This window comes from Micromonospora endolithica (genome assembly GCF_003626595.1).
GTDB lineage: Bacteria > Actinomycetota > Actinomycetes > Mycobacteriales > Micromonosporaceae > Micromonospora > Micromonospora endolithica.
In genome coordinates, this window is the sequence record NZ_RBAK01000001.1 from 1144213 (window position 1) to 1161823 (window position 17611).

Here is a 17611-nt window from a genome sequence, read left to right on the forward strand (position 1 = left end):
GCATGGACGGCCGCCTGCTGGTGGTCGAGGACGACGCCTCCATCCGGGAGGTCGCCGCCCTCGGATTGCGCCGGGCCGGGTTCCGGGTGGACACCGCCGTCGACGGGCGCGCCGGGCTGGCGGCGTGGCGGGCCCGGCCGGTCGACCTGGTCGTGCTCGACGTGATGCTGCCCGGCCTGGACGGCCTGGAGGTGTGCCGGGAGATCCGGCGCACCAGCCAGGTGCCGATCCTGATGCTCACCGCCCGCACCGACACCGTCGACGTGGTGGTGGGCCTGGAATGCGGCGCGGACGACTACCTGCGCAAGCCGTTCGACCTGCCGGAGCTGGTCGCCCGGGTCCGCTCGGTGTTACGCCGGGCCAGCGCGCCGGTGACCCGGACGACGATCGAGGTGGCCGGCCTGACCATCGACCCGGCGGGCTTCGTGGCCCACCGGCACGGCCGGGAGCTGTCCCTGACCGCCACCGAGTTCCGGTTGCTGCTGGAGCTGGCCCGCCGGCCGGGCCAGGTGTTCACCCGGGAGCTGCTGCTGGAGCTGGTGTGGCAGCACGGCTTCCTCGGCGACTCCCGGCTGGTCGACGTGGCGGTGCAGCGGCTGCGCGCGAAGGTCGAGGACGACCCGGCACGTCCCCGGCTGATCCGGACCGTGCGGGGCGCCGGCTACAAGCTGTCGCCGGTCTGAGCGGGGTGCCGGGGTGCGGGCGGCGGACGCGGTGGTGCCGGGCCGGCTGCGCCGCCGGCTGACCGTCGCGTTCCTCCTCGTCGCCGGCCTGTCCGCCGGGCTGCTCGCCGGCGGGTCGTACCTGCTGCTGCGGCAGGCCCGCTTCGACGGCTCGCTTGAGCGCGCCGCCGCCGACGCCCGCTACCAGCTCGTCCTGGCCGGGCAGTTCGTGCCGTTGACCGAGGGGCGGCGCACCGAGTTGCTGACCAGCTTCGAGGGCGGCGGCCGGCACGTGGTGCTGGTCGACGGCGAGGCGTACCCGTCGCACCCCGGGTACGCCCCGCCGCTGGGCGCGCGGTTGCGGGCGACGGTGGCCGCCGGCCAGCTCGGCTACGAGCGGACCGCACCGCCGGTCCGGCCCCGACTGCTCACCGTCGGCGGGCGGGTCCCCGGGTCGAGCGCCGAGCTGTACGTGGTCACCGTCGAGGACGACCTCGCCGCCGGCCTGGACCAGTTGCGCACCGCGCTGCTGGCCGGCTGGGCGCTGGTGATGCTGCTCGCCGGCGGGGTGGGACACCTGCTGGCCCGGCGGACGCTGGAACCGGTCGGCCGGGCCGGCCGGGCCGCCCGGGCGCTCACCGAGGGGCTGCTCGACACCCGGTTGCCGGTACGGGGCCGGGACGAGTTCAGCGCGTGGGCGGCCTCGTTCAACGAGATGGCCGAGGCGCTGGAGTCGAAGATCGAGGCGCTGTCCCGGGCCCGGGAACGGGAGCGACGGTTCACCGCCGACGTCGCGCACGAGCTGCGTACGCCGGTCACCGCCCTGGTGGGCGCGGCGTCGCTGCTGCGTGACCACCTGGACCGGCTGCCGGCCGACGCCCGGCGCCCGGCCGAGCTGCTGGTCGCCGACGTCATCCGGCTGCGTCGGCTGGTGGAGGACCTGATGGAGATCTCCCGGCTGGATGCCGGCCGGGAGGTCCTCGCGGTCGGCCCGGTGCGGGTCACCGACCTGCTGCGCGGCCTGGTCCGGCAGCGCGGCTGGGCGGACCGGGTCACGGTGGCCGGGCCGCCGGTCACGTTGTCCACCGACGCGCGCCGGTTGGAACGGGTCCTCGCGAACCTGGTCGCCAACGCCGTCGAGCACGGCGGCGGCGACGTCCGGGCCACGGTCACGCCGGCCGGGACGGGCGTCGCCGTCGCGGTCACCGACGAGGGGCCGGGTATCCCCGCCGACCAGTTGACCCGGATCTTCGACCGCTTCCACAAGGTGGACCCGGCCCGTTCCGGCCGGGGCAGCGGGCTGGGCCTGGCCATCGCCCGGGAGAACACCCGGCTGCTCGGTGGGTGGCTGCGGGTGCACAGCGAACTGGGCACCGGCACCCGGTTCACCCTGGAGCTGCCCGCCGCCGCGCCGGACCCGGGGGACGCGCCGTGAACCGCCGTACCGTCGCGGTGCTCGCGCTGCTCGCGCTGCTCGCGGGCTGTGCGCCGGACCGCGCCGGTTCGCTCGGTCCGGCGCCGACCGCCGCGCCGCCGACCGCCGCGAGCCCACCGGCCTCCTCGTCCGCGCCTCCGCCGGCCGCCACCGCGCCGTCGCGCACCGCTGCCCGCGCGACCCCGCCGGCACCGCCCACCGCCGGGCCGTCGCCGTCCCGGCCGGGCCCGGTCACGATCGAGCTGTGGTACGTCCGCGACGGGCGGATCACCCCGACCCGACGTACCCGACCGGCGACCGTGGCGACGTCGGCGCTGGCGCTGACCGAGCTGGCCCGTGGGCCGACGGCGGCCGAGGCGGCCGCCGGCCTGGCCACGTTCCTGCCGGCCGGCGTCGGCGTCACCCGGATCACCGACGGGGTGGCGGTGGTGGGCACGGTGCCGGTCGACGACGACCGGGCCCGCCGGCTCGCCGAGGCCCAGGTGGTGTGGACGCTGACCCAGTTCGCCACGGTCCGGTCGGTGCGGTTCGGCGCCGGCCCGGCGGTCGGCCGCGCCGGGTACGCCGACCTGCTGCCGCCGATCGTGGTGACCGCCCCGGCGATCGGCCAGCGGGTCGGCACGCCGGTCACGGTGACCGGCACCGCCGACGTGTTCGAGGCGACGGTCAGCGTGCGGGTGCTCGACGCCGCCGGTCGCGAGGTGGGCACCGCCTTCACCACCGCCACCTGCGGCACCGGCTGCCGGGGCGCGTTCCGGGTCGCGGTCGGATACCGGGTCGGCCGGGAGCAGCCCGGGACCGTCGAGGCGTACGAGGTGTCCCCCGCCGACGGATCCCGGACCAAGCTCGTCTCCGTCCCCGTGGTGCTGGGCGGGTGAGGCCGCCCCGCACGACCCCGTCCCGCCGCACCCACCACGTCGGCGACCACCACCCGTCGGACAGGGTGTCGGTCAACCCTTCACGCAGACCACCTGCTTGAGGTGGGCGACCACGTCGACCAGATCCTCCTGCTGCGCCATCACCTGGGTGATGTCCTTGTACGCGCCGGGGATCTCGTCGACCACCCCGGCGTCCTTGCGGCACTCCACCCCGGTGGTCTGCGCGGCCAGGTCAGCGGTGCTGTACGTCCGCTTCGCCTGCGCCCGGGACATCCGCCGCCCCGCGCCGTGCGACGCCGAGCAGTACGCGTCCGGGTTCCCCTTGCCCCGCACGATGTACGACCCGGTGCCCATCGAGCCGGGGATGATGCCCAGGTCACCGAGACCGGCCCGGATCGCCCCCTTGCGGGTGACCAGCACCTGCACCCCGTCGTAGGTCTCCTCGGCCACGTAGTTGTGGTGGCAGCTGATCGGCTCGTCGTAGGCCACCTGCGGGAACGCCTCCCGCACCACGCCGCACAGCAGGGCGAGCATGACCGCCCGGTTGCGCCGCGCGTACTCCTGCGCCCACCACAGGTCCCGGCGGTACGCCGCCATCTCCGGCGTGCCGGCGAGGAAGACCGCCAGGTCACGGTCGGGCAGGTCGGTGTTGTGCGGCAGCTGCCGCGCCACCGCCATGTGCCGCTCGGCCAGCTCCTTGCCGATGTTGCGGGAACCGGAGTGCAGCATCAGCCAGACCCGGCCGGCGTCCGGGCCGCCCTGCTCCAGGCAGACCTCGATGAAGTGGTTGCCGCCGCCGAGGGTGCCCATCTGGTGCTGGGCGCGGTGCTCCAGCTGGGCGACCCGGCGGTCCAGGGTGCCGAAGCGCCGCCAGAAGTCGTCCCAGCCGGCCTGCTCGAGTCCGCGTACCCGGCGCGGGTCGACCGGGTCGTCGCGCTTGGCGAAGCCGACCGGGATGGTCGCCTCGATCGCCGCGCGCAGGCCGGCCAGGTCGTCCGGCAGGTCGGCGGCGGTCAGCGAGGTACGCACCGCGGACATGCCGCAGCCGATGTCGACGCCCACCGCGGCCGGCGACACGGCCTGCCGCATCGCGATGACCGAGCCGACCGTGGCGCCCTTGCCGAAGTGCACGTCGGGCATGACGGCGACGCCCTCGACCCACGGCAGCGCGCCGATGTTGCGCAGCTGCCGCGCGGCCTGCGCCTCGATGGCGTACGGGTCGGTCCAGACCCGGACCGGCGCGCGGGTGCCCGCCAGTGGGGTGAAACCCATGGTCGTCTCCTCGTGTCGTCGGCGCGTCACCCGATTGTCGGGGCGCGACCGGAGATCATCGGCCCGTGCGGCGACAGCCGTGGCTACGGGCGGGTGGCGGAATCGGGGCGCGGGCGGGGTGACGCGGCACGGCGTCAGGCCGTCGCGTACCCCGGGCGCAAGAGCCGACCGCGTCGAGCGGCGCCCGGACAGGGGGCACCGGCGGGCACGGTCCGTGTGTCCGGCCTGCTGCTGCCTAGCGTCACGGCGTCCCTCCCCCGCGGCTCGTCGGTCGACGTGTGCCGACCACGCTAGGTCGGCCACCCGGTGACCGCAATGGATATTGGCGGCGGGCCCGGCGATAGGGTCGTGGCCATGCGGACCAAGCAGGAGCTGACCGAGGTCGTCCGACGGGACCGACGGGCCGCCCTGGTCATCAACGCCCGCTCCCGCCGGGGCCGCCACCTCTACGAACGCGCCCGCAAGCGGCTGGACGCGGCCGGTTTCGACCTGCTCGGGGAGTTCCCGGTGGACCGTCCCGGCCAGTTGGAGCGCACCCTCGCGACCGCGCTCGACCTGGGGCCGGACCTGCTCGTCGCGGGCGGCGGCGACGGCACGGTGAGCGCCGCGGCGCGGCTGCTCGCGCACACCGACGTCGCGCTGGGCCTGCTGCCGCTGGGCACCACGAACAACTTCGCGCGCACCGTCGGCGTCCCACTGGGCCTGGACGGCGCGGTGGCGGTGCTGACCGAGGGCAAGGTCATCGACGTCGACCTGGGGCTCGCCGGGGACGTGCCCTTCACCAACCACGTCGGGGTGGGCCTGTCGGCGGACATCATGCTCCGGACCCCGCCCCGGTTGAAGCGGGTGACCGGGCGGCTCGCCTACCCGGCGACCGCGCTGGCGCTGCTGACCCGGCACCGTCCGCTGCGGGCCACCGTGCGCGCCGGTGGTGGTGTGCACGAGTTCGTCACCCACCAGTTGTACGTGGCCAACGGCGGCTTCCACGCCGGCCGGCCGATCACCGCCGACGCGAACGCCGACGACCGCCTGCTGGTGGCGTACCCGGTGGGCGGGCCGACCCGGCGGGACCTGCTGCGGCACACGGCGCGCAACGTGGCGACCGGGCATCGGCGGACCCTCGGCGACGAGCCGTTCCTGGCCGTCGACGAGTTGTGGCTGGAGACCGACCGGCCGGCCGGGGTCGAGGTCGACGGCGAGCTGCACGGCCGTACGCCGGTGCACGTCGGGTTGGCCGCGAACGCGCTTCGGGTGATGGCACCGGTGGACAGCCCGGACCGCTGACCGGTCCGCCGGAGTCGCCGAGAGCGCTCCCATTCCTGCTCGGAGCGGATACCGGAAGAATGCTAAGACAAATAGACGGTCGACTATCTTTGATAGTCCACCGAAATTATCCGCGCGCAGTGGTGGCTAATGATTTCCGGGGGTAGTAGCAGACTCGACCGATTGATAGATCCACAAAGGATGGAGTGCATCATGTCAAGGTCAGTCCGCAACCTGACCCGGGCCCTGATCGCCACCGGCGCCACCGCCGCGACCGTGGCGGTGGCCGCCCCGCCGGCCAGCGCGGCCACCTACACCGGCTACAACCAGGGACCCTGCGCACAGGCCGCCGGCACGGCGTACCGCAGTCAGCTCAAGATTCCGGTCACCGAACTCAACGTGCCGCTGGTCAACTGGATCAACCAACCCGTCGGCTCGTTCAACGCGACCACCGCCTACATGACGATGAACGTCGAGTGGTGCACCAATGGCTCGCGGGTCACCTACGCGACCATCGCCCAGAGCAACGCCGACCGGACCACCGGCGGCGCGGCGTCCAACCTGGAGCGCAAGAGCTACCAGAAGGCCGGCACCCCGCCCACCGCGGTCGGGGGTCCCTACACGCTGGTCACGTCGGCGTCGTGGGGCCGCAACGCCACCGCGAACATCAGCGCCAACCCGTTCGGCATCGGCGGCCAGGCGAGTTTCGGCCTGGCCAACTTCACCTCGACGATGACCGTGAAGGTCTACCCGACCAACGGCACGGTGGAGTGCACCGGCACCTCCGGCGGCAACGCGGAGCCCTGCTCGCTGAACTACTGATCCGCCACCCGCGCGGCGCGCCCGGTTTCCGGCCGGGCGCGCCGCCCTCGGTGGGCAGGTGGGATCGCTGCGACAACGGGTATCCGGGGCGGATGAGGCCGGACCCGGACGCGGTGGACGTCGACCAGCCGCTGGCCGTGGACGTACCACCGGCGCCGCACGACGCCAGCGGCGAACGCGTACCGACGCGGGACCTGGCGGCGCTCGCGCCGGCCGCGCGGCCGGCGCGGCGCTGGACCCCGCGGCGGGTGGTGGCCACCCCGGCGGCGCTGGAGCATCCGCACGGCCGGCGGATCGTCGCCCGCGTCGAGGCCCTCGGCATCGAGGTCGAGCGGCTGCGCGCCAACCGCCTGACCGGTGTACGCGGGCAGACCGACCGGGAGACGTACGCGCGGGCGAAGTCCACCCTGGCGATCGTGGTGAGCCCACCCGCGCGGCGCACGCTGCAACCGATCGCCCCGAGCGCGGACTGGCGGTTCGACCTGGCCGAGGGGTGCCCGGCGCACTGCCAGTACTGCTATCTCGCCGGGTCGCTGACCGGCCCACCGGTCACCCGGGTCTACGCCGACCTGGACGGGATCCTCGCCGGCCTGGCCGACTACGCCGGCCGGGGCACGGTGACCAGCCGAAGCGCCGCGCGGGTCGAGGAGGGCACCACCTTCGAGGCGTCCTGCTACACCGACCCGCTGGCGCTTGAGCATCTGACCGGCAGCTGGCGGCGCGCGGTGGAGCACTTCGCCGCCTGGGACGCGCCGGTGCAACTGCGCTGGACCACCAAGTACGCCGACGTGGACACGTTCGTGGGGCTGCCGCACGCCGGGCGCACCCGGGTGCGGTTCAGCGTCAACGCCGCGCCGGTCAGCGAGCGGATGGAGGGTGGCACCGCCACCGTGCCGGACCGGCTCGCGGCGCTGCGCCGGCTGGCCCTGGACGGCTATCCGGTGGGGCTGACCGTCGCCCCGATCATCGCGGTGCCGGACTGGCGGCGCGAGTACGGCCTGCTCCTGGACCAGGTGGTGACGGCGGTCGCCGGGGTGCCGGAGCTGGACCTGACCGCCGAGCTGATCACCCACCGGTTCACTCCGGGCAGCAGGGAGGTGCTGCTCGGCTGGTATCCGCGTACCCGGCTGGAGATGGACGAGGCGACCCGCCGCCGCAAGTACGGCAAGTTCGGCGCGGTGAAGTACGTGTACCCGCGCGAGGTGATGACCGAGCTGCGCACCTGGTTCGAGCGGGAGCTCGTCGAGCGGGTGCCGGCCTGCCGGATCCTCTACTGGACCTGACCGGTGGCGTAGCATCGGCCGCCGTGGCCCTGATGCGTGTCGACTTCTTCTCCGAGGTGCTCGGTCTGAGCACGTCGATGACGGTGCTGCTGCCGCAGCGCACCTCGTCGCAGATCGGTCTCGCCGGCAACGCCCCGGCCGGCGACCCGCCGGTGCTCTACCTGCTGCACGGGCTCACCGACGACGACACCATCTGGCTGCGCCGCACCTCGATCGAGCGGTACGCGGCACCGCTCGGACTGGCCGTGGTCATGCCGCAGGCGGGCCGCAGCTTCTACTGCGACGAGGAGCACGGCAACCGGTACTGGACGTTCCTCAGCGAGGAACTGCCGGCGCTGTGCCACGACTTCTTCCGCCTCTCCGACGCCCGCGAGGACACCTTCGTCGCCGGCCTGTCGATGGGCGGCTACGGGGCGGTGAAGTGGGCGCTGCGCGATCCCGGCCGCTTCGCGGCGGCGGCCAGCCTCTCCGGCGCGCTGAACCTGGCGCACCGCCGGCACCACCCGGAGCGCCCGATCGACCCGGCGGTCTGGCACACCGTGTTCGGCGAGCGGAGTCCGGTCGGCACCGACGACGACACGGTGGCCCTGCTCGACCGGTACGGCGCGGACGGCGTCGAGGCGCCGGCGCTCTACGTCGCCTGCGGCACCGAGGACTTCCTGTACGACGACAACCAGCGCTTCGTGGAGGTCGCCCGGCGGCGGGGTGTCCCGGTCACCGTGGACTTCTCCCCCGGCGCGCACGACTGGGCGTACTGGGACGCCGGCATCCAGGACGTGCTGGCCTGGCTGCCGCTGCGACAGCGGCCGGCCGGCGGGACGTGAGTCCCGCCGGCCGGCCGTCGACCGTCAGCTCCGGCTGAGCAGCACCTTCAGCGCGCCGGTCTCCGCCGGGCTGGCGAACACGTCGTACGCCCGCATGATCTCGGCCAGCGGGAACCGGTGGGTCACCAGGTGCCCGGTGTCCAGCTGTCCGGCCACCAGCATGTCCAGCAGCCGGGGCGTCGTGTTCGTGTCCACCAGACCGGTGGTGATGGTGACGTTGCGGATCCACAGGTCCTCCAGGTGCAGCGTCGCCGGCCGGCCGTGCACGCCGACGTTGGCGACCCGACCGCCGGGGCGGACCAGCGTGGCGCACAGCTCGAAGGTGCCCGGTGTGCCGACCGCCTCGATCGCCACGTCAGCGCCGAGTCCGCCGGTCAGTTCGCGGACCACCGCGAGCGGGTCCTGCTCGGCGGCGACGGTGACGTCCGCGCCGAACTGCTTGGCCGCCTCCAGGCGGCTCGGCGCCTTGTCCACCACCACGATGTGCGCCGGCGAGAAGAGCTTCGCGGTCAGGATCGCGGCCAGCCCGATCGGCCCGGCCCCCACGATCACCACCGTGTCGCCGGGGGCGACCTGGCCGTTGCGCACGCCGACCTCGTACGAGGTGGGCAGGATGTCGGCGAGCAGCACCGCCGCCTCGTCGGACACCGAGGCCGGCAGCCGGTACGTGGACAGGTCGGCGAACGGGACCCGGGCGTACTCGGCCTGCACGCCGTCGACCGTGTGGCCGAGGATCCAGCCACCGCCGCCGAGGCACTGCCCGTAGCTGCCCTCCCGGCAGTAGCGGCACGTCCCGCACGCGGAGATGCAGGACACCAGGACGCGGTCACCGACGGACCGGTCGGTCACGCCGTCGCCGACCTCGACCACGGTGCCGACCGCCTCGTGGCCGAGCACCCGGCCGGGCCGCACCTCGGGCACGTCTCCACCGAGGATGTGCAGGTCGGTGCCGCAGATCGTCACGGCGTCCACCCGAATGATCGCGTCCCGGGGATCGAGGATGGTCGGGTGCGGGACCTCGGTCCAGGACCTCCTGCCGGGGCCGTCGTACACGAGTGCCTTCATGGCTGCTCCTTCCGCCGTCGTCACCCTTCACGCTGCCCCGCGACGGGGCGGGTGGGCAGGGTCGGACGGCCCGCCGGACCGGCCGGACGTCCCGGCGGGGCGTCAGCGGGGGTCAGCGGGCGGAGGCGCGGGCGACCGGCACGTCGAAGTAGGTGTCCGGGTAGGGCTCGTCGCGGTAGCGGTAGTGCCACCACTCGCGGTCGTAGTTGACGAACCCGGCCCCGGTCATCACCTCGCGCAGCAGGTCCCGGTTGGCGCGGGCGGTCGCGTCCACCGCCGGGCTGTCGGTGTGGGCCAGCGGGTCGAAGCAGTCGAAACCGGTGCCCATGTCGACGCTGTTGTCCGGGAACCGCCGCGCCCGGGGCGCGGTGCACGGCACGAGCGGTCGCGCCGGGTCGTACGCGGGCTGCTCGGGGGTGGGCACGTCGACCAGGGTCAGGTCGACGGTGCTGCCCCGGCTGTGCGCGGTCGGCGCGCCGAGGTAGCCCCGGTCGAACAGCTCCGACTTCGGCACCCGGGGGTAGAACTCGCCCTTGGTCTGCTCCTCGCCGGGACGCCGGCCCCACGCCACGAAGTCCTCGACGGCGCGCCGCGGGCGGTAGCAGTCGTACACCTTGAGGCCACGATCCCGGGCCAGCGCGGCGTCCTGCGCCCGGCGCAGCGCCGCCGCGGCGGGCCGGGTGAGCAGGCACAGCGGCTCGGCGTAGCCGGCGACGGGGCGGCCGACGAAGTTGTGCGCGGTGGCGTACCGGATGTCGGCGCGGATGCGCGGGTCGACGTCGGTGAGCACCACCAGGTCCGGGGCGGGGCCGGCGGTCGGCGCGGCGGTGGGCGTCGGTGCCGGCGGCGGATCCTGCTCCGACGCCGGGCGTGCGCAGCCGCCGCCGAGCGTGGCGAGCACGAGCAGCGCCGTGAGGTGGACTCCGGCCCCCGGCCGCCGCGTCGCCCGTAAACCGGCCATGAATCGATTTTACTCCGAAAGGTTTGCTTTTCCGGACAAGTCGGACGGTCGAGGTGAGACCAGAGAGGCGATCCCCTCGATCCGCTCGTCAGGGCCGGCCGTCGTACCGCCGCCGCGCCCGGTGCCGCATGACCAGGGCGAGCGCCAGCAGCAGCCCGCCGCCGGCCGCCGTGCCGAGCGCGGGCCAGGGCGACGTCCGGCGGCCGTCGAGCCGACCACTGGCGGCCGCCTGCCGGGCGTCGCCGGTGGCGGTCGGCAGCGGCGCGGCGGACGGGGAGGCGTCCAGCTCGCCGGGGTCGACCAGGCGGCCGACCGCCGCGGTGCGCGGCACCGAGAAGCCCCAGTCCAGCAACGCGGCGCCCTGCTCCCAACCCCGGGCCGGCCGCGGCTCCGCGCCGAGCAGCGTGACCACCAGGCGGCGGCCGTCGCGTTCGGCCGCCCCGACGTAGGTGTGCCGGGCGAGGTCGGTGAAGCCGGTCTTGCCGCCCAGCGCACCCGGGTAGCGGTCGACGAGCTGGTTCTCGTTCTGGATCTCGAAGCCCTTGGTGCGCTGCGCCGGCTGGGCGGGGATCCGGTGGGTCGCGGTCAGCGCGTACCGGCGGAACGTCGGGTCGGCGAAGCACTCCCGGGCGATCAACGCCAGGTCGTACGCGCTGGTGAACTGCCCCTCGCCGTCCAGCCCGGACGGGGTCACCGCGTGGGTCTGCCGCGCGCCCAGATGGCGCGCGTGCGCGTTCATCGCCCGGACCCCACCGGCCGCCCCGTCCGACCCGCCGCCGAGGCGGGCCAGCACGTTGGCCGCCTCGTTGCCGGACTGCAACAGCAGACCCAGCCAGACCGTCTCGACGCGGTAGCGGCCGCCGGCCACCAGCCCGACCGCCGAGGAGCCGGGTTCGATGTCCATGTCCTCGTCGGTGACCGTGACGACCTGGTTCGGGTCCAGCCGGGGCAGCATCGTCGCGGCGAGCAGCAGCTTCTGCACGCTGGCCGGCGTGCCGTACTCGTGTGGGCCGCACCCACCCAGCACCTGCCCGGTGTCCAGGTCCGCGACCAGCCACGACGTCGCGGTCACCCCGGGCGGCCGGGTGGCCCCGGCGGGGATGACCAGCCCGGCGGTGCCCAGTGCCGGACCGCCGACGACCCGCTCCGCCGGCACCGCCGGGGGCGGCGAGGGACGCGGCGGTCGGGACACCCGGGGTGCCGGCACGCGTGGGCACGGCGCGTCCGCCACGCGCGATCCCATCGGAGTACGCGCCGCCGGGTCCACCACGCCAGGCGCTCCGGGAGCCTTCGGGGACGTGGGCCGGTGCGTTCGCGCCGACGCCACGGCCGGGGTGACCGGGACCAGCAGGCCGGGCAGGAGAACGGCGGTCGCCGTGGCCGCCAGCAACCGAACTCTCATGCTCCTGACCCTAGTCGGCAAGATCGGCATGGTGGGCGTGGTTGGCCCGCCCGGCGATCCTCGCCGCGCCGCCCCGGTCGGCGTCGACAGGTCAGCGGGCGGGCCACCGGTCATGGATCGGCACAGATCCACCCTGAGGCGCCCGTCACCGGCCCACGGTCAGTGCCACCCCCTGGTGCCGGTTCAGCGTGCCGGGCGCGGTCAGGGCGACCCAGCCGCCTCGGATCAGGACCAGCTCGATCAGCTCGTCGACGGCGTCGTCGATCACGTCGGGGTGCTCGGCGTCAGTCGCCGGGACCAGGGTGTTCCCGTCGTCACTGAGCCGGGCCGGGTAGAACAGCGACTCGTCGACGGCGAGCATCTCCGGCCGGGCGGTCCGGGCGGCGAGCCAGGCGTCCGGCATGCCGGACGCGACCCTGCCCGCCGCGGCCCGTCGGTCGATCAGCGCGACCGCCTCGGCCTCCCGGCGGTGCAGATAGTCGTCGAGGGTTTCCCGGATCCGGGCCGACAGCACGGGCAGGGCGCTCGTCAGCAGGTTGCCCCGGACGACGCCCGCCAGCCGCCCACAGTTCACCGAGAGCTGCCGGAACGGACCGGTGACCCGGTCCTCCCCGACGATCACCAGCGGCGCCGGGTGCAGCCGGGCGTACGCGCCGAGCGCCGCATCGACCCGCCGGAGGTAGTCGGTGTCCGGGCCGGTCGGCCGGTCGGCCCGCCCGGGCCGGTCGGCCCGCCCCCGGCCGAGGGCCACCGGCCGCGCGGCACGAATCGGGAACGCGCGGGTGAGCGCGGGGAGCAGGCTGTCGGCCACGCCGTCGAAGAGACGGGCCTGTCCGGCGTTCAACGCGAGCACCAGGTGCCGGGGCGTCCGGTGCAGCGCCCGGACCAGGTCCCGGGTGGCGAAGGTGGGATCCACCACGGCCCGGTCCCGCACCGGCACCGGCAGCCGCACGAGGTCACCGGTGGACGCCGACGCGTACACGGCGAGCGCGGTGGCCGCCGGGCCCCGCCGCGCCTGGTCGACGAGGTCCCGCAACCGGCGTACGGCCGGCGCCGCCGCCTCCGGCCGCAACTCGGCGCGGACCCGCTCGACCGCCTGCCCGGCGAGGGCCTCCAGGCGCAGGAGGTCGGCGTGCGCCAGCTCGGCGGCCGGCGTGGTGGTCAGCAGCAGCGAGATCGCCGGGTACTCCCGGACGGCCTGCAGGGCGGTGATCTGGCCGGGGGATGGTACGGCGACCGCCGGGCGGCGCGGGGCGGAACGGATTCGGGTCGACATGTGCCCTCCTGTGGATCGGACCGGTCAGTAACCCCGCCAGGCCAGTTGCATGAGCAGGCGGCGGGCGTCGTCGGAGTGGGCGGCGGTGACGGTCACGTCGTAGCTGGCGGCGGCGAGGCGGCGGGTCGAGGTGAAGTCCCGTACGCCCCGGGTGGCGGCGTGAGCGACGCCGGCCGCGGCGGCGCCCCAGAGGGCGCCGGCCGCGGTGGTCACCGGCAGCACCAGCCACCACGCCTCGCGGGTGAACACGGACAGCAGCAGGCCGATGAGGACGCCGAGCCAGGCGCCGCTGGCCGCTCCGGCGGCGGCAGCCCGCGGGGTGGTCATCCGGCCGAGCACGGTCTCCACGAGCCGCAGGTCGGTGCCGACGATGGTGGCGTGCCGCACCGGGAAGCCGCTGTCGGAGAGGTGGTCCACGGCCCGCTGGGCGGCCGCGTACGTCGGGTAGGTGCCGACGGTTGCCCGGGCGGCGGTGTCCGGGTCCGTGGGCAGCGGCAGCTGGGTCATCGGATACCTCCGGGTGGCTCAGGAACCGACGGGCGTACGGGGGCCGGCGTCGCCGTCCGTCACCGGCGCGCGCCGGGTGGCGGCCAGGCTCCACACGATCGACACGGCGAGGGTGGCGACGATGACGCCGAGGGTGACCGGGATCGGCAGCTTCCCGACCGGCGTCTCCGACAGGATCAGCTTCACCCCGGCGAAGGCGAGCAGGACCGCCAGCCCGTAGTGCAGCTTGGTGAAGCGGCGCAGCAGCCCGGCCAGGCAGAAGTAGAGGCTGCGCAGGCCGAGCACGGCGAACGCGTTGGCGGTCCAGACGATGAACGTGCTGGTGGTGATCGCCAGCACGGCGGCCACCGAGTCGACGGCGAAGATCAGGTCGGTGGCCTCGACCGCGACCAGTACGACGAACAGCAGGGTGGCCACCCGTCGCCCGTCGCGGCGGACGAAGAACCGGTCGCCGTGGTAGCGGGCGTCGGTGGGGACGATCCGGCGGACCGCCCGGACCACCAGGTTCCGGTTGGGGTCGATCTCCTGGTCGTGCTGGAAGGCCATCTTCCAGCCGGTCCAGAGCAGGAAGGCACCGAAGACGTACGCGGTCCAGAAGAACGTCTCCAGCAGTTCCGCGCCGACGAAGATGAACACCAGGCGGAACAGCAGCGCGCCGACGACGCCCCAGAAGAGCACCTTGTGCTGGTACGCCGGGGGCACCGCGAAGTAGGTGAAGATCAGCGCGAAGACGAAGACGTTGTCGACCGAGAGCGCCTTCTCGATCAGGTATCCGGCGTAGTAGGTGCCGGCCGCCTCGTCGCCCTGCCACAGCCAGAGCACCACGCCGAAGGCGAGGCCGGCGGCGATCCAGACGGTCGACCAGATCGCGGCCTCGCGGAAGCCGATGACGTGGTTGTCGCGGTGCAGGAACAGGTCCACCGCGAGCATCAGGGCGATGGCGACGGTCAGCGCCACCCAGGCCCACCACGGGACAGGGAAGGACATCGGACTCCCTTCGACCGGCCGGCGTACGTCGCCGGCGAGCTGGCCGAAGGTCTCCCCGGACCGCCGTGGCGGCGGCCCGCACCGCCGGGACCCGGGTGGGTCCGTACTGACGGCGGCGCGTCCGGTGGCGGGTACTCCCCCTCGAACTACGCACCATTATTCACGAAGTGTGGTTCGCTTGTCTAGGGTCACGGTTCCCCGCGCCACCCCCGCGGCCGGGCAGCCGGGCGGTTGAACCTTTCCGCACCCGCCCCCGTATCCATCGACGCAAGCAGCGGACGGATCCGGATCGCCGTGGGAGCGATCCCGGGGATGTTCGCCGACGTTCCTCGGATGGACCGGCAAGGGTTCCACCGACCTGGCGCGGAGTCTCGCCGGCCCGCCGCCGTCGCCCTTCCACCCCCTCCGATCCGCACCGCGCCCGGGTACACCGACACCGTCGGTCCGCGCGCGGTCCCACCCCCAAAGGAGAGGTGCATGGTCACGCGTACACAGAAACAGGCCGTCCTCAAGCTCGGCGGTGTCGGCGCCGTCGCCGCCCTGCTGCTCGGGGCGGGACTACAGCTGGCCTCCGCCGGCGAGGACGACCGGGGTACGCGGGCCGCCACCGCGATCACGGTGAGCTGCCCGACGGTCGCCGACCGGCTCGGTGCGGTGCCGGCGGCCGCACGGGCGGGCGTGGACCAGGAGCTGCGCAACCTGGAACAGCAGATCGCCAACGTCAACGCCCGGCTGGCCCGGGAACCGGAGCAGGCCGCCAACCAGCTCAACGACATCGCCGGAAAACGCCGGGCGGTGCTCGACCGGATCCGGCTGAACATCACCCGGGTCGGCGGCACCGCCCCGGCCGGCCTGGAATCCCTCGCCGGCTGCGCGGCGAACGACGACGCCGGAAACGCCGGCAATGGAAACAACGCCGGCAACGGCGGCAATGGAAACGCCGACGCCGGTGGGAACGCGGGGAACGGCGACGCCGCCAACGGGAACCCCGCCGCCGTGCGTACGGTGAACTGCCCGAGCGTCAGCGACCGGCTGCCCGCGATCCCGGCCGGCGCGGCGGCCGGCGTCGAGCGGGAGTTGGCCAACCTGGACCGGGAGATCGCCAACGCCAACGCACGACTGGCCCGGCTGGCGGTCCGGCCGGAGGGCGGCCCGAACTTCGTCCAGAACGCCATTCTCGGGCCGCTGGCGAGCAAGCGGACCGCGGCCCTGGACCGCATCGAGATCAACATCAACCGGGCCGGTGGTCAGCGACCGAACCTGGACGCCCTGGCCACCTGCGGCCTGAACTGAAGATCCGTCAATACCCTGGGGACTTCCTCACAACCTGTTGTCCGCCACGTCACCGTCCGACTAGAACCGGAGCAACGATCGCCCGGATGTCCCGGCGTCGGTGGCGAGGTGATGACGGTGGCGCTGATCTCCTACGACGACGCCGACTCGGTGGCCTTCGCCGCCACCCGTGAGATACCCGCGCCCGGCCTGCACCACTGGCGGCGCGCGGTGCACCACCACCTGCGCGTCCGTGCCGGCACCACCCTGCTCGACCTCGGTGCCGGCACGGGCGTCTGGGCGTCGGCGTTCACCACCTGGTTCGGCGTACGGGTGGTGGCGGTGGAACCGGCGGTGGCCATGCGGGACCGCTGCGCGTACCGACCGCTGGTCGGCGGGGACGCGGGCGCGCTGCCCCTGGCCGATTCCAGCGTGGACGCGGCCTGGCTGTCCACCATGCTGCACCACGTGCCGGACCTCGACGCGGCGGCCCACGAGCTGCGCCGGGTGCTCCGGCCGGGCGCCCCGGTGCTGATCCGCTCGCCGTTTCCCGGCCGGCACCAGCGGATCGGGTTGTTCCACTGGTTCCCGGAGGCGGTGCGGGTGCTGCGCACCTACCCGGACCTGCCTCGGGTGCGCGCGGCGTTCGCCGCGGCCGGCTTCCCGGTCAGCAGCGTGGAGCCGGTCGCGCAGACCACCGCCCCGTCGCTGGCGGACTTCGCGCGGCACCTGGACCGGCGGGCCCACACGCCGCTGCAACTGATCAGCGACGACGAGTACGCCGCCGGGGTGGCCCGGCTGCACGCCGCCGCGCCGCACGCCACCGGGCCGGTCGTGGACCATCTCGACCTGCTCGTGCTGCGCTGAGCACGGCCGGAGCCTCCTCAGCCGGGCGGCGCCTCGCCCCGTTCCCGCAGGTAGTCGTAGAGCGCCGCCGAGGCGCGCAGCCGCCGTAGGCTGCGCCGGTGCAGGTCCTGCTCGCGCCGGGCCAGCTCGGCACGGACCCGCTGGGCGCTGCCGGTGGTGCGCAGCTCGTCCAGCACCGCCGCGACGATCTCCCACGGGTAGGCCCCCCGGCGCAGCAGGGTGACCACCTGCGCGGCGCGCAGCTCCGCCGCGTCGTACACCCGGTAGCCGGTGCCCGGCTCACGCACCGGACGCAGCAGGCCGCGCGCCTCCCACAGCCGCAACTGGGACGTTCGGACGCCGACCAGGTCGGCGACCGCGCCGATCCGCACTCCCCGGCGCGGCGCCGGTACGGCCACGGCCGGGCTGGCCACCACCGTCTCGAACGCGCCGAGCACACGCCGGATCTCGGCCCGCTCCCGGTCCAGTTCGGCATGGCCGCCGTCGAGCGCCGCCAGCGCCGCCGGCAGGTCACCCCGGTGCACCGCGGCCATGACCTCCCGGGTACGCGACCAGCCGTGCCCCTCGGCGAACCGGCGCGCGACGGTCAGCGCGCGGGCGTGCGCGGCGGTGAAGATCCGGTAGCCGGCCGGGGTCCGGGCGACCGGTGGCAGCACCCCGAGGTCCACGTAGTTGCGCACCTGCTGCACCGAGATCCCGACCGTGGCGGCCAGGTCGACCGCCCGCAGCCGATCGGGTTCCACCGTGCTCACCGGGCCACCCTACCGCTTCCATGTTCGTTTGAGACTTTCGGTTCACTTCCGGTCATCCCACGGTGCTGAGCGCGACCAAAGTC

The 17611-nt window shown here is 74.4% G+C and carries 17 protein-coding genes; 9 read left to right on the forward strand and 8 right to left on the reverse strand.

Features of this window, described 5'->3' with window-relative positions; all coding sequences use genetic code 11:
* Positions 1 to 2: 2 nt before the first annotated feature.
* The 3 genes from D7223_RS05185 to D7223_RS05195 are packed head-to-tail and all read left to right on the forward strand — an operon-like array spanning position 3 to position 2975.
* Positions 3 to 683: a response regulator transcription factor gene (locus D7223_RS05185; protein ID WP_120725807.1), complete on the forward strand. Its 681-nt coding sequence runs from the start codon at positions 3 to 5 to the stop codon at positions 681 to 683.
* 13 nt (positions 684 to 696) lie between these two features.
* Positions 697 to 2097 carry a sensor histidine kinase gene (locus tag D7223_RS05190; RefSeq protein WP_120725267.1) on the forward strand — a complete coding sequence of 467 codons (1401 nt, stop codon included), beginning with the start codon at positions 697 to 699 and terminating at the stop codon, positions 2095 to 2097.
* Positions 2094 to 2975 carry a Gmad2 immunoglobulin-like domain-containing protein gene (locus tag D7223_RS05195; protein WP_238161578.1) on the forward strand — a complete coding sequence of 294 codons (882 nt, stop codon included), beginning with the start codon at positions 2094 to 2096 and terminating at the stop codon, positions 2973 to 2975. Before D7223_RS05190 ends, D7223_RS05195 begins: the two co-directional genes overlap by 4 nt.
* A gap of 72 nt (positions 2976 to 3047) precedes the next feature.
* Here the strand turns inward: D7223_RS05195 and D7223_RS05200 are convergent, their stop codons facing one another.
* Positions 3048 to 4247 carry an RtcB family protein gene (locus tag D7223_RS05200; RefSeq protein WP_120725269.1) on the reverse strand — a complete coding sequence of 400 codons (1200 nt, stop codon included), beginning with the start codon at positions 4245 to 4247 and terminating at the stop codon, positions 3048 to 3050.
* Between the two features lie 354 nt (positions 4248 to 4601).
* Between D7223_RS05200 and D7223_RS05205 the strand changes: the two genes are divergently transcribed.
* The 4 genes from D7223_RS05205 to D7223_RS05220 all read left to right on the forward strand — a co-directional run bounded on the left by D7223_RS05205 (position 4602) and on the right by D7223_RS05220 (position 8439).
* Positions 4602 to 5531, forward strand: coding sequence for a diacylglycerol/lipid kinase family protein (locus D7223_RS05205; protein ID WP_120725272.1), 930 nt, complete (start codon positions 4602 to 4604; stop codon positions 5529 to 5531).
* A gap of 192 nt (positions 5532 to 5723) precedes the next feature.
* The gene (locus D7223_RS05210; RefSeq protein WP_120725274.1) at positions 5724 to 6332 is read left to right on the forward strand and encodes a hypothetical protein; all 609 of its coding nucleotides are present in this window, start codon (positions 5724 to 5726) and stop codon (positions 6330 to 6332) included.
* A 92-nt stretch (positions 6333 to 6424) separates the two neighbouring features.
* Positions 6425 to 7615 (forward strand): spore photoproduct lyase family protein, encoded by a 1191-nt coding sequence (locus D7223_RS05215; protein ID WP_202864579.1) that lies wholly within the window; start codon positions 6425 to 6427, stop codon positions 7613 to 7615.
* Between the two features lie 23 nt (positions 7616 to 7638).
* The gene (locus tag D7223_RS05220; RefSeq protein ID WP_120725276.1) at positions 7639 to 8439 is read left to right on the forward strand and encodes an alpha/beta hydrolase; all 801 of its coding nucleotides are present in this window, start codon (positions 7639 to 7641) and stop codon (positions 8437 to 8439) included.
* A gap of 24 nt (positions 8440 to 8463) precedes the next feature.
* Here D7223_RS05220 and D7223_RS05225 read toward each other — a convergent pair whose 3' ends face one another.
* The 6 genes from D7223_RS05225 to D7223_RS05250 all read right to left on the reverse strand — a co-directional run bounded on the left by D7223_RS05225 (position 8464) and on the right by D7223_RS05250 (position 14637).
* Positions 8464 to 9504, reverse strand: a complete 1041-nt coding sequence (locus tag D7223_RS05225; protein ID WP_120725278.1) for a zinc-dependent alcohol dehydrogenase family protein — start codon at positions 9502 to 9504, stop codon at positions 8464 to 8466.
* Positions 9505 to 9616: 112 nt separating this feature from the next.
* Entirely contained in the window at positions 9617 to 10465 is an 849-nt protein-coding gene (locus D7223_RS05230; RefSeq protein ID WP_120725280.1) for a M15 family metallopeptidase, read from the reverse strand.
* A gap of 88 nt (positions 10466 to 10553) precedes the next feature.
* Positions 10554 to 11867 carry a D-alanyl-D-alanine carboxypeptidase family protein gene (locus D7223_RS05235; protein WP_120725282.1) on the reverse strand — a complete coding sequence of 438 codons (1314 nt, stop codon included), beginning with the start codon at positions 11865 to 11867 and terminating at the stop codon, positions 10554 to 10556.
* A 145-nt stretch (positions 11868 to 12012) separates the two neighbouring features.
* Entirely contained in the window at positions 12013 to 13143 is a 1131-nt protein-coding gene (locus tag D7223_RS05240) for a baeRF3 domain-containing protein (RefSeq protein ID WP_120725284.1), read from the reverse strand.
* A 24-nt stretch (positions 13144 to 13167) separates the two neighbouring features.
* The gene (locus tag D7223_RS05245; protein WP_120725286.1) at positions 13168 to 13650 is read right to left on the reverse strand and encodes a YflT domain-containing protein; all 483 of its coding nucleotides are present in this window, start codon (positions 13648 to 13650) and stop codon (positions 13168 to 13170) included.
* A gap of 18 nt (positions 13651 to 13668) precedes the next feature.
* Positions 13669 to 14637 carry a TerC family protein gene (locus D7223_RS05250; RefSeq protein WP_120725288.1) on the reverse strand — a complete coding sequence of 323 codons (969 nt, stop codon included), beginning with the start codon at positions 14635 to 14637 and terminating at the stop codon, positions 13669 to 13671.
* Between the two features lie 477 nt (positions 14638 to 15114).
* Between D7223_RS05250 and D7223_RS05255 the strand changes: the two genes are divergently transcribed.
* Both D7223_RS05255 and D7223_RS05260 read left to right on the forward strand, forming a co-directional pair.
* On the forward strand, positions 15115 to 15930 hold the full coding sequence (locus D7223_RS05255) for a hypothetical protein (protein WP_120725290.1): 816 nt from the start codon (positions 15115 to 15117) through the stop codon (positions 15928 to 15930).
* Between the two features lie 117 nt (positions 15931 to 16047).
* Positions 16048 to 16776, forward strand: coding sequence for a class I SAM-dependent methyltransferase (locus D7223_RS05260; protein WP_120725814.1), 729 nt, complete (start codon positions 16048 to 16050; stop codon positions 16774 to 16776).
* Between the two features lie 17 nt (positions 16777 to 16793).
* Here D7223_RS05260 and D7223_RS05265 read toward each other — a convergent pair whose 3' ends face one another.
* Complete coding sequence (locus D7223_RS05265; protein ID WP_202864580.1) at positions 16794 to 17528, reverse strand: MerR family DNA-binding transcriptional regulator; 735 nt, start codon at positions 17526 to 17528, stop codon at positions 16794 to 16796.
* Between the last annotated feature and the right edge of the window lie 83 nt (positions 17529 to 17611).

Excerpts from the sequence above, each read along its gene's own strand:
- D7223_RS05185 (WP_120725807.1), top strand. The coding sequence starts at position 3 with ATGGACGGCCGCCTGCTGGTGGTCGAGGACGACGCCTCCATCCGGGAG.
- D7223_RS05200 (WP_120725269.1), bottom strand. The coding sequence starts at position 4,247 with ATGGGTTTCACCCCACTGGCGGGCACCCGCGCGCCGGTCCGGGTCTGG.
- D7223_RS05205 (WP_120725272.1), top strand. The coding sequence starts at position 4,602 with ATGCGGACCAAGCAGGAGCTGACCGAGGTCGTCCGACGGGACCGACGG.
- D7223_RS05210 (WP_120725274.1), top strand. The coding sequence starts at position 5,724 with ATGTCAAGGTCAGTCCGCAACCTGACCCGGGCCCTGATCGCCACCGGC.
- D7223_RS05215 (WP_202864579.1), top strand. The coding sequence starts at position 6,425 with ATGAGGCCGGACCCGGACGCGGTGGACGTCGACCAGCCGCTGGCCGTG.
- D7223_RS05225 (WP_120725278.1), bottom strand. The coding sequence starts at position 9,504 with ATGAAGGCACTCGTGTACGACGGCCCCGGCAGGAGGTCCTGGACCGAG.
- D7223_RS05230 (WP_120725280.1), bottom strand. The coding sequence starts at position 10,465 with ATGGCCGGTTTACGGGCGACGCGGCGGCCGGGGGCCGGAGTCCACCTC.
- D7223_RS05235 (WP_120725282.1), bottom strand. The coding sequence starts at position 11,867 with ATGAGAGTTCGGTTGCTGGCGGCCACGGCGACCGCCGTTCTCCTGCCC.
- D7223_RS05240 (WP_120725284.1), bottom strand. The coding sequence starts at position 13,143 with ATGTCGACCCGAATCCGTTCCGCCCCGCGCCGCCCGGCGGTCGCCGTA.
- D7223_RS05245 (WP_120725286.1), bottom strand. The coding sequence starts at position 13,650 with ATGACCCAGCTGCCGCTGCCCACGGACCCGGACACCGCCGCCCGGGCA.
- D7223_RS05250 (WP_120725288.1), bottom strand. The coding sequence starts at position 14,637 with ATGTCCTTCCCTGTCCCGTGGTGGGCCTGGGTGGCGCTGACCGTCGCC.
- D7223_RS05255 (WP_120725290.1), top strand. The coding sequence starts at position 15,115 with ATGGTCACGCGTACACAGAAACAGGCCGTCCTCAAGCTCGGCGGTGTC.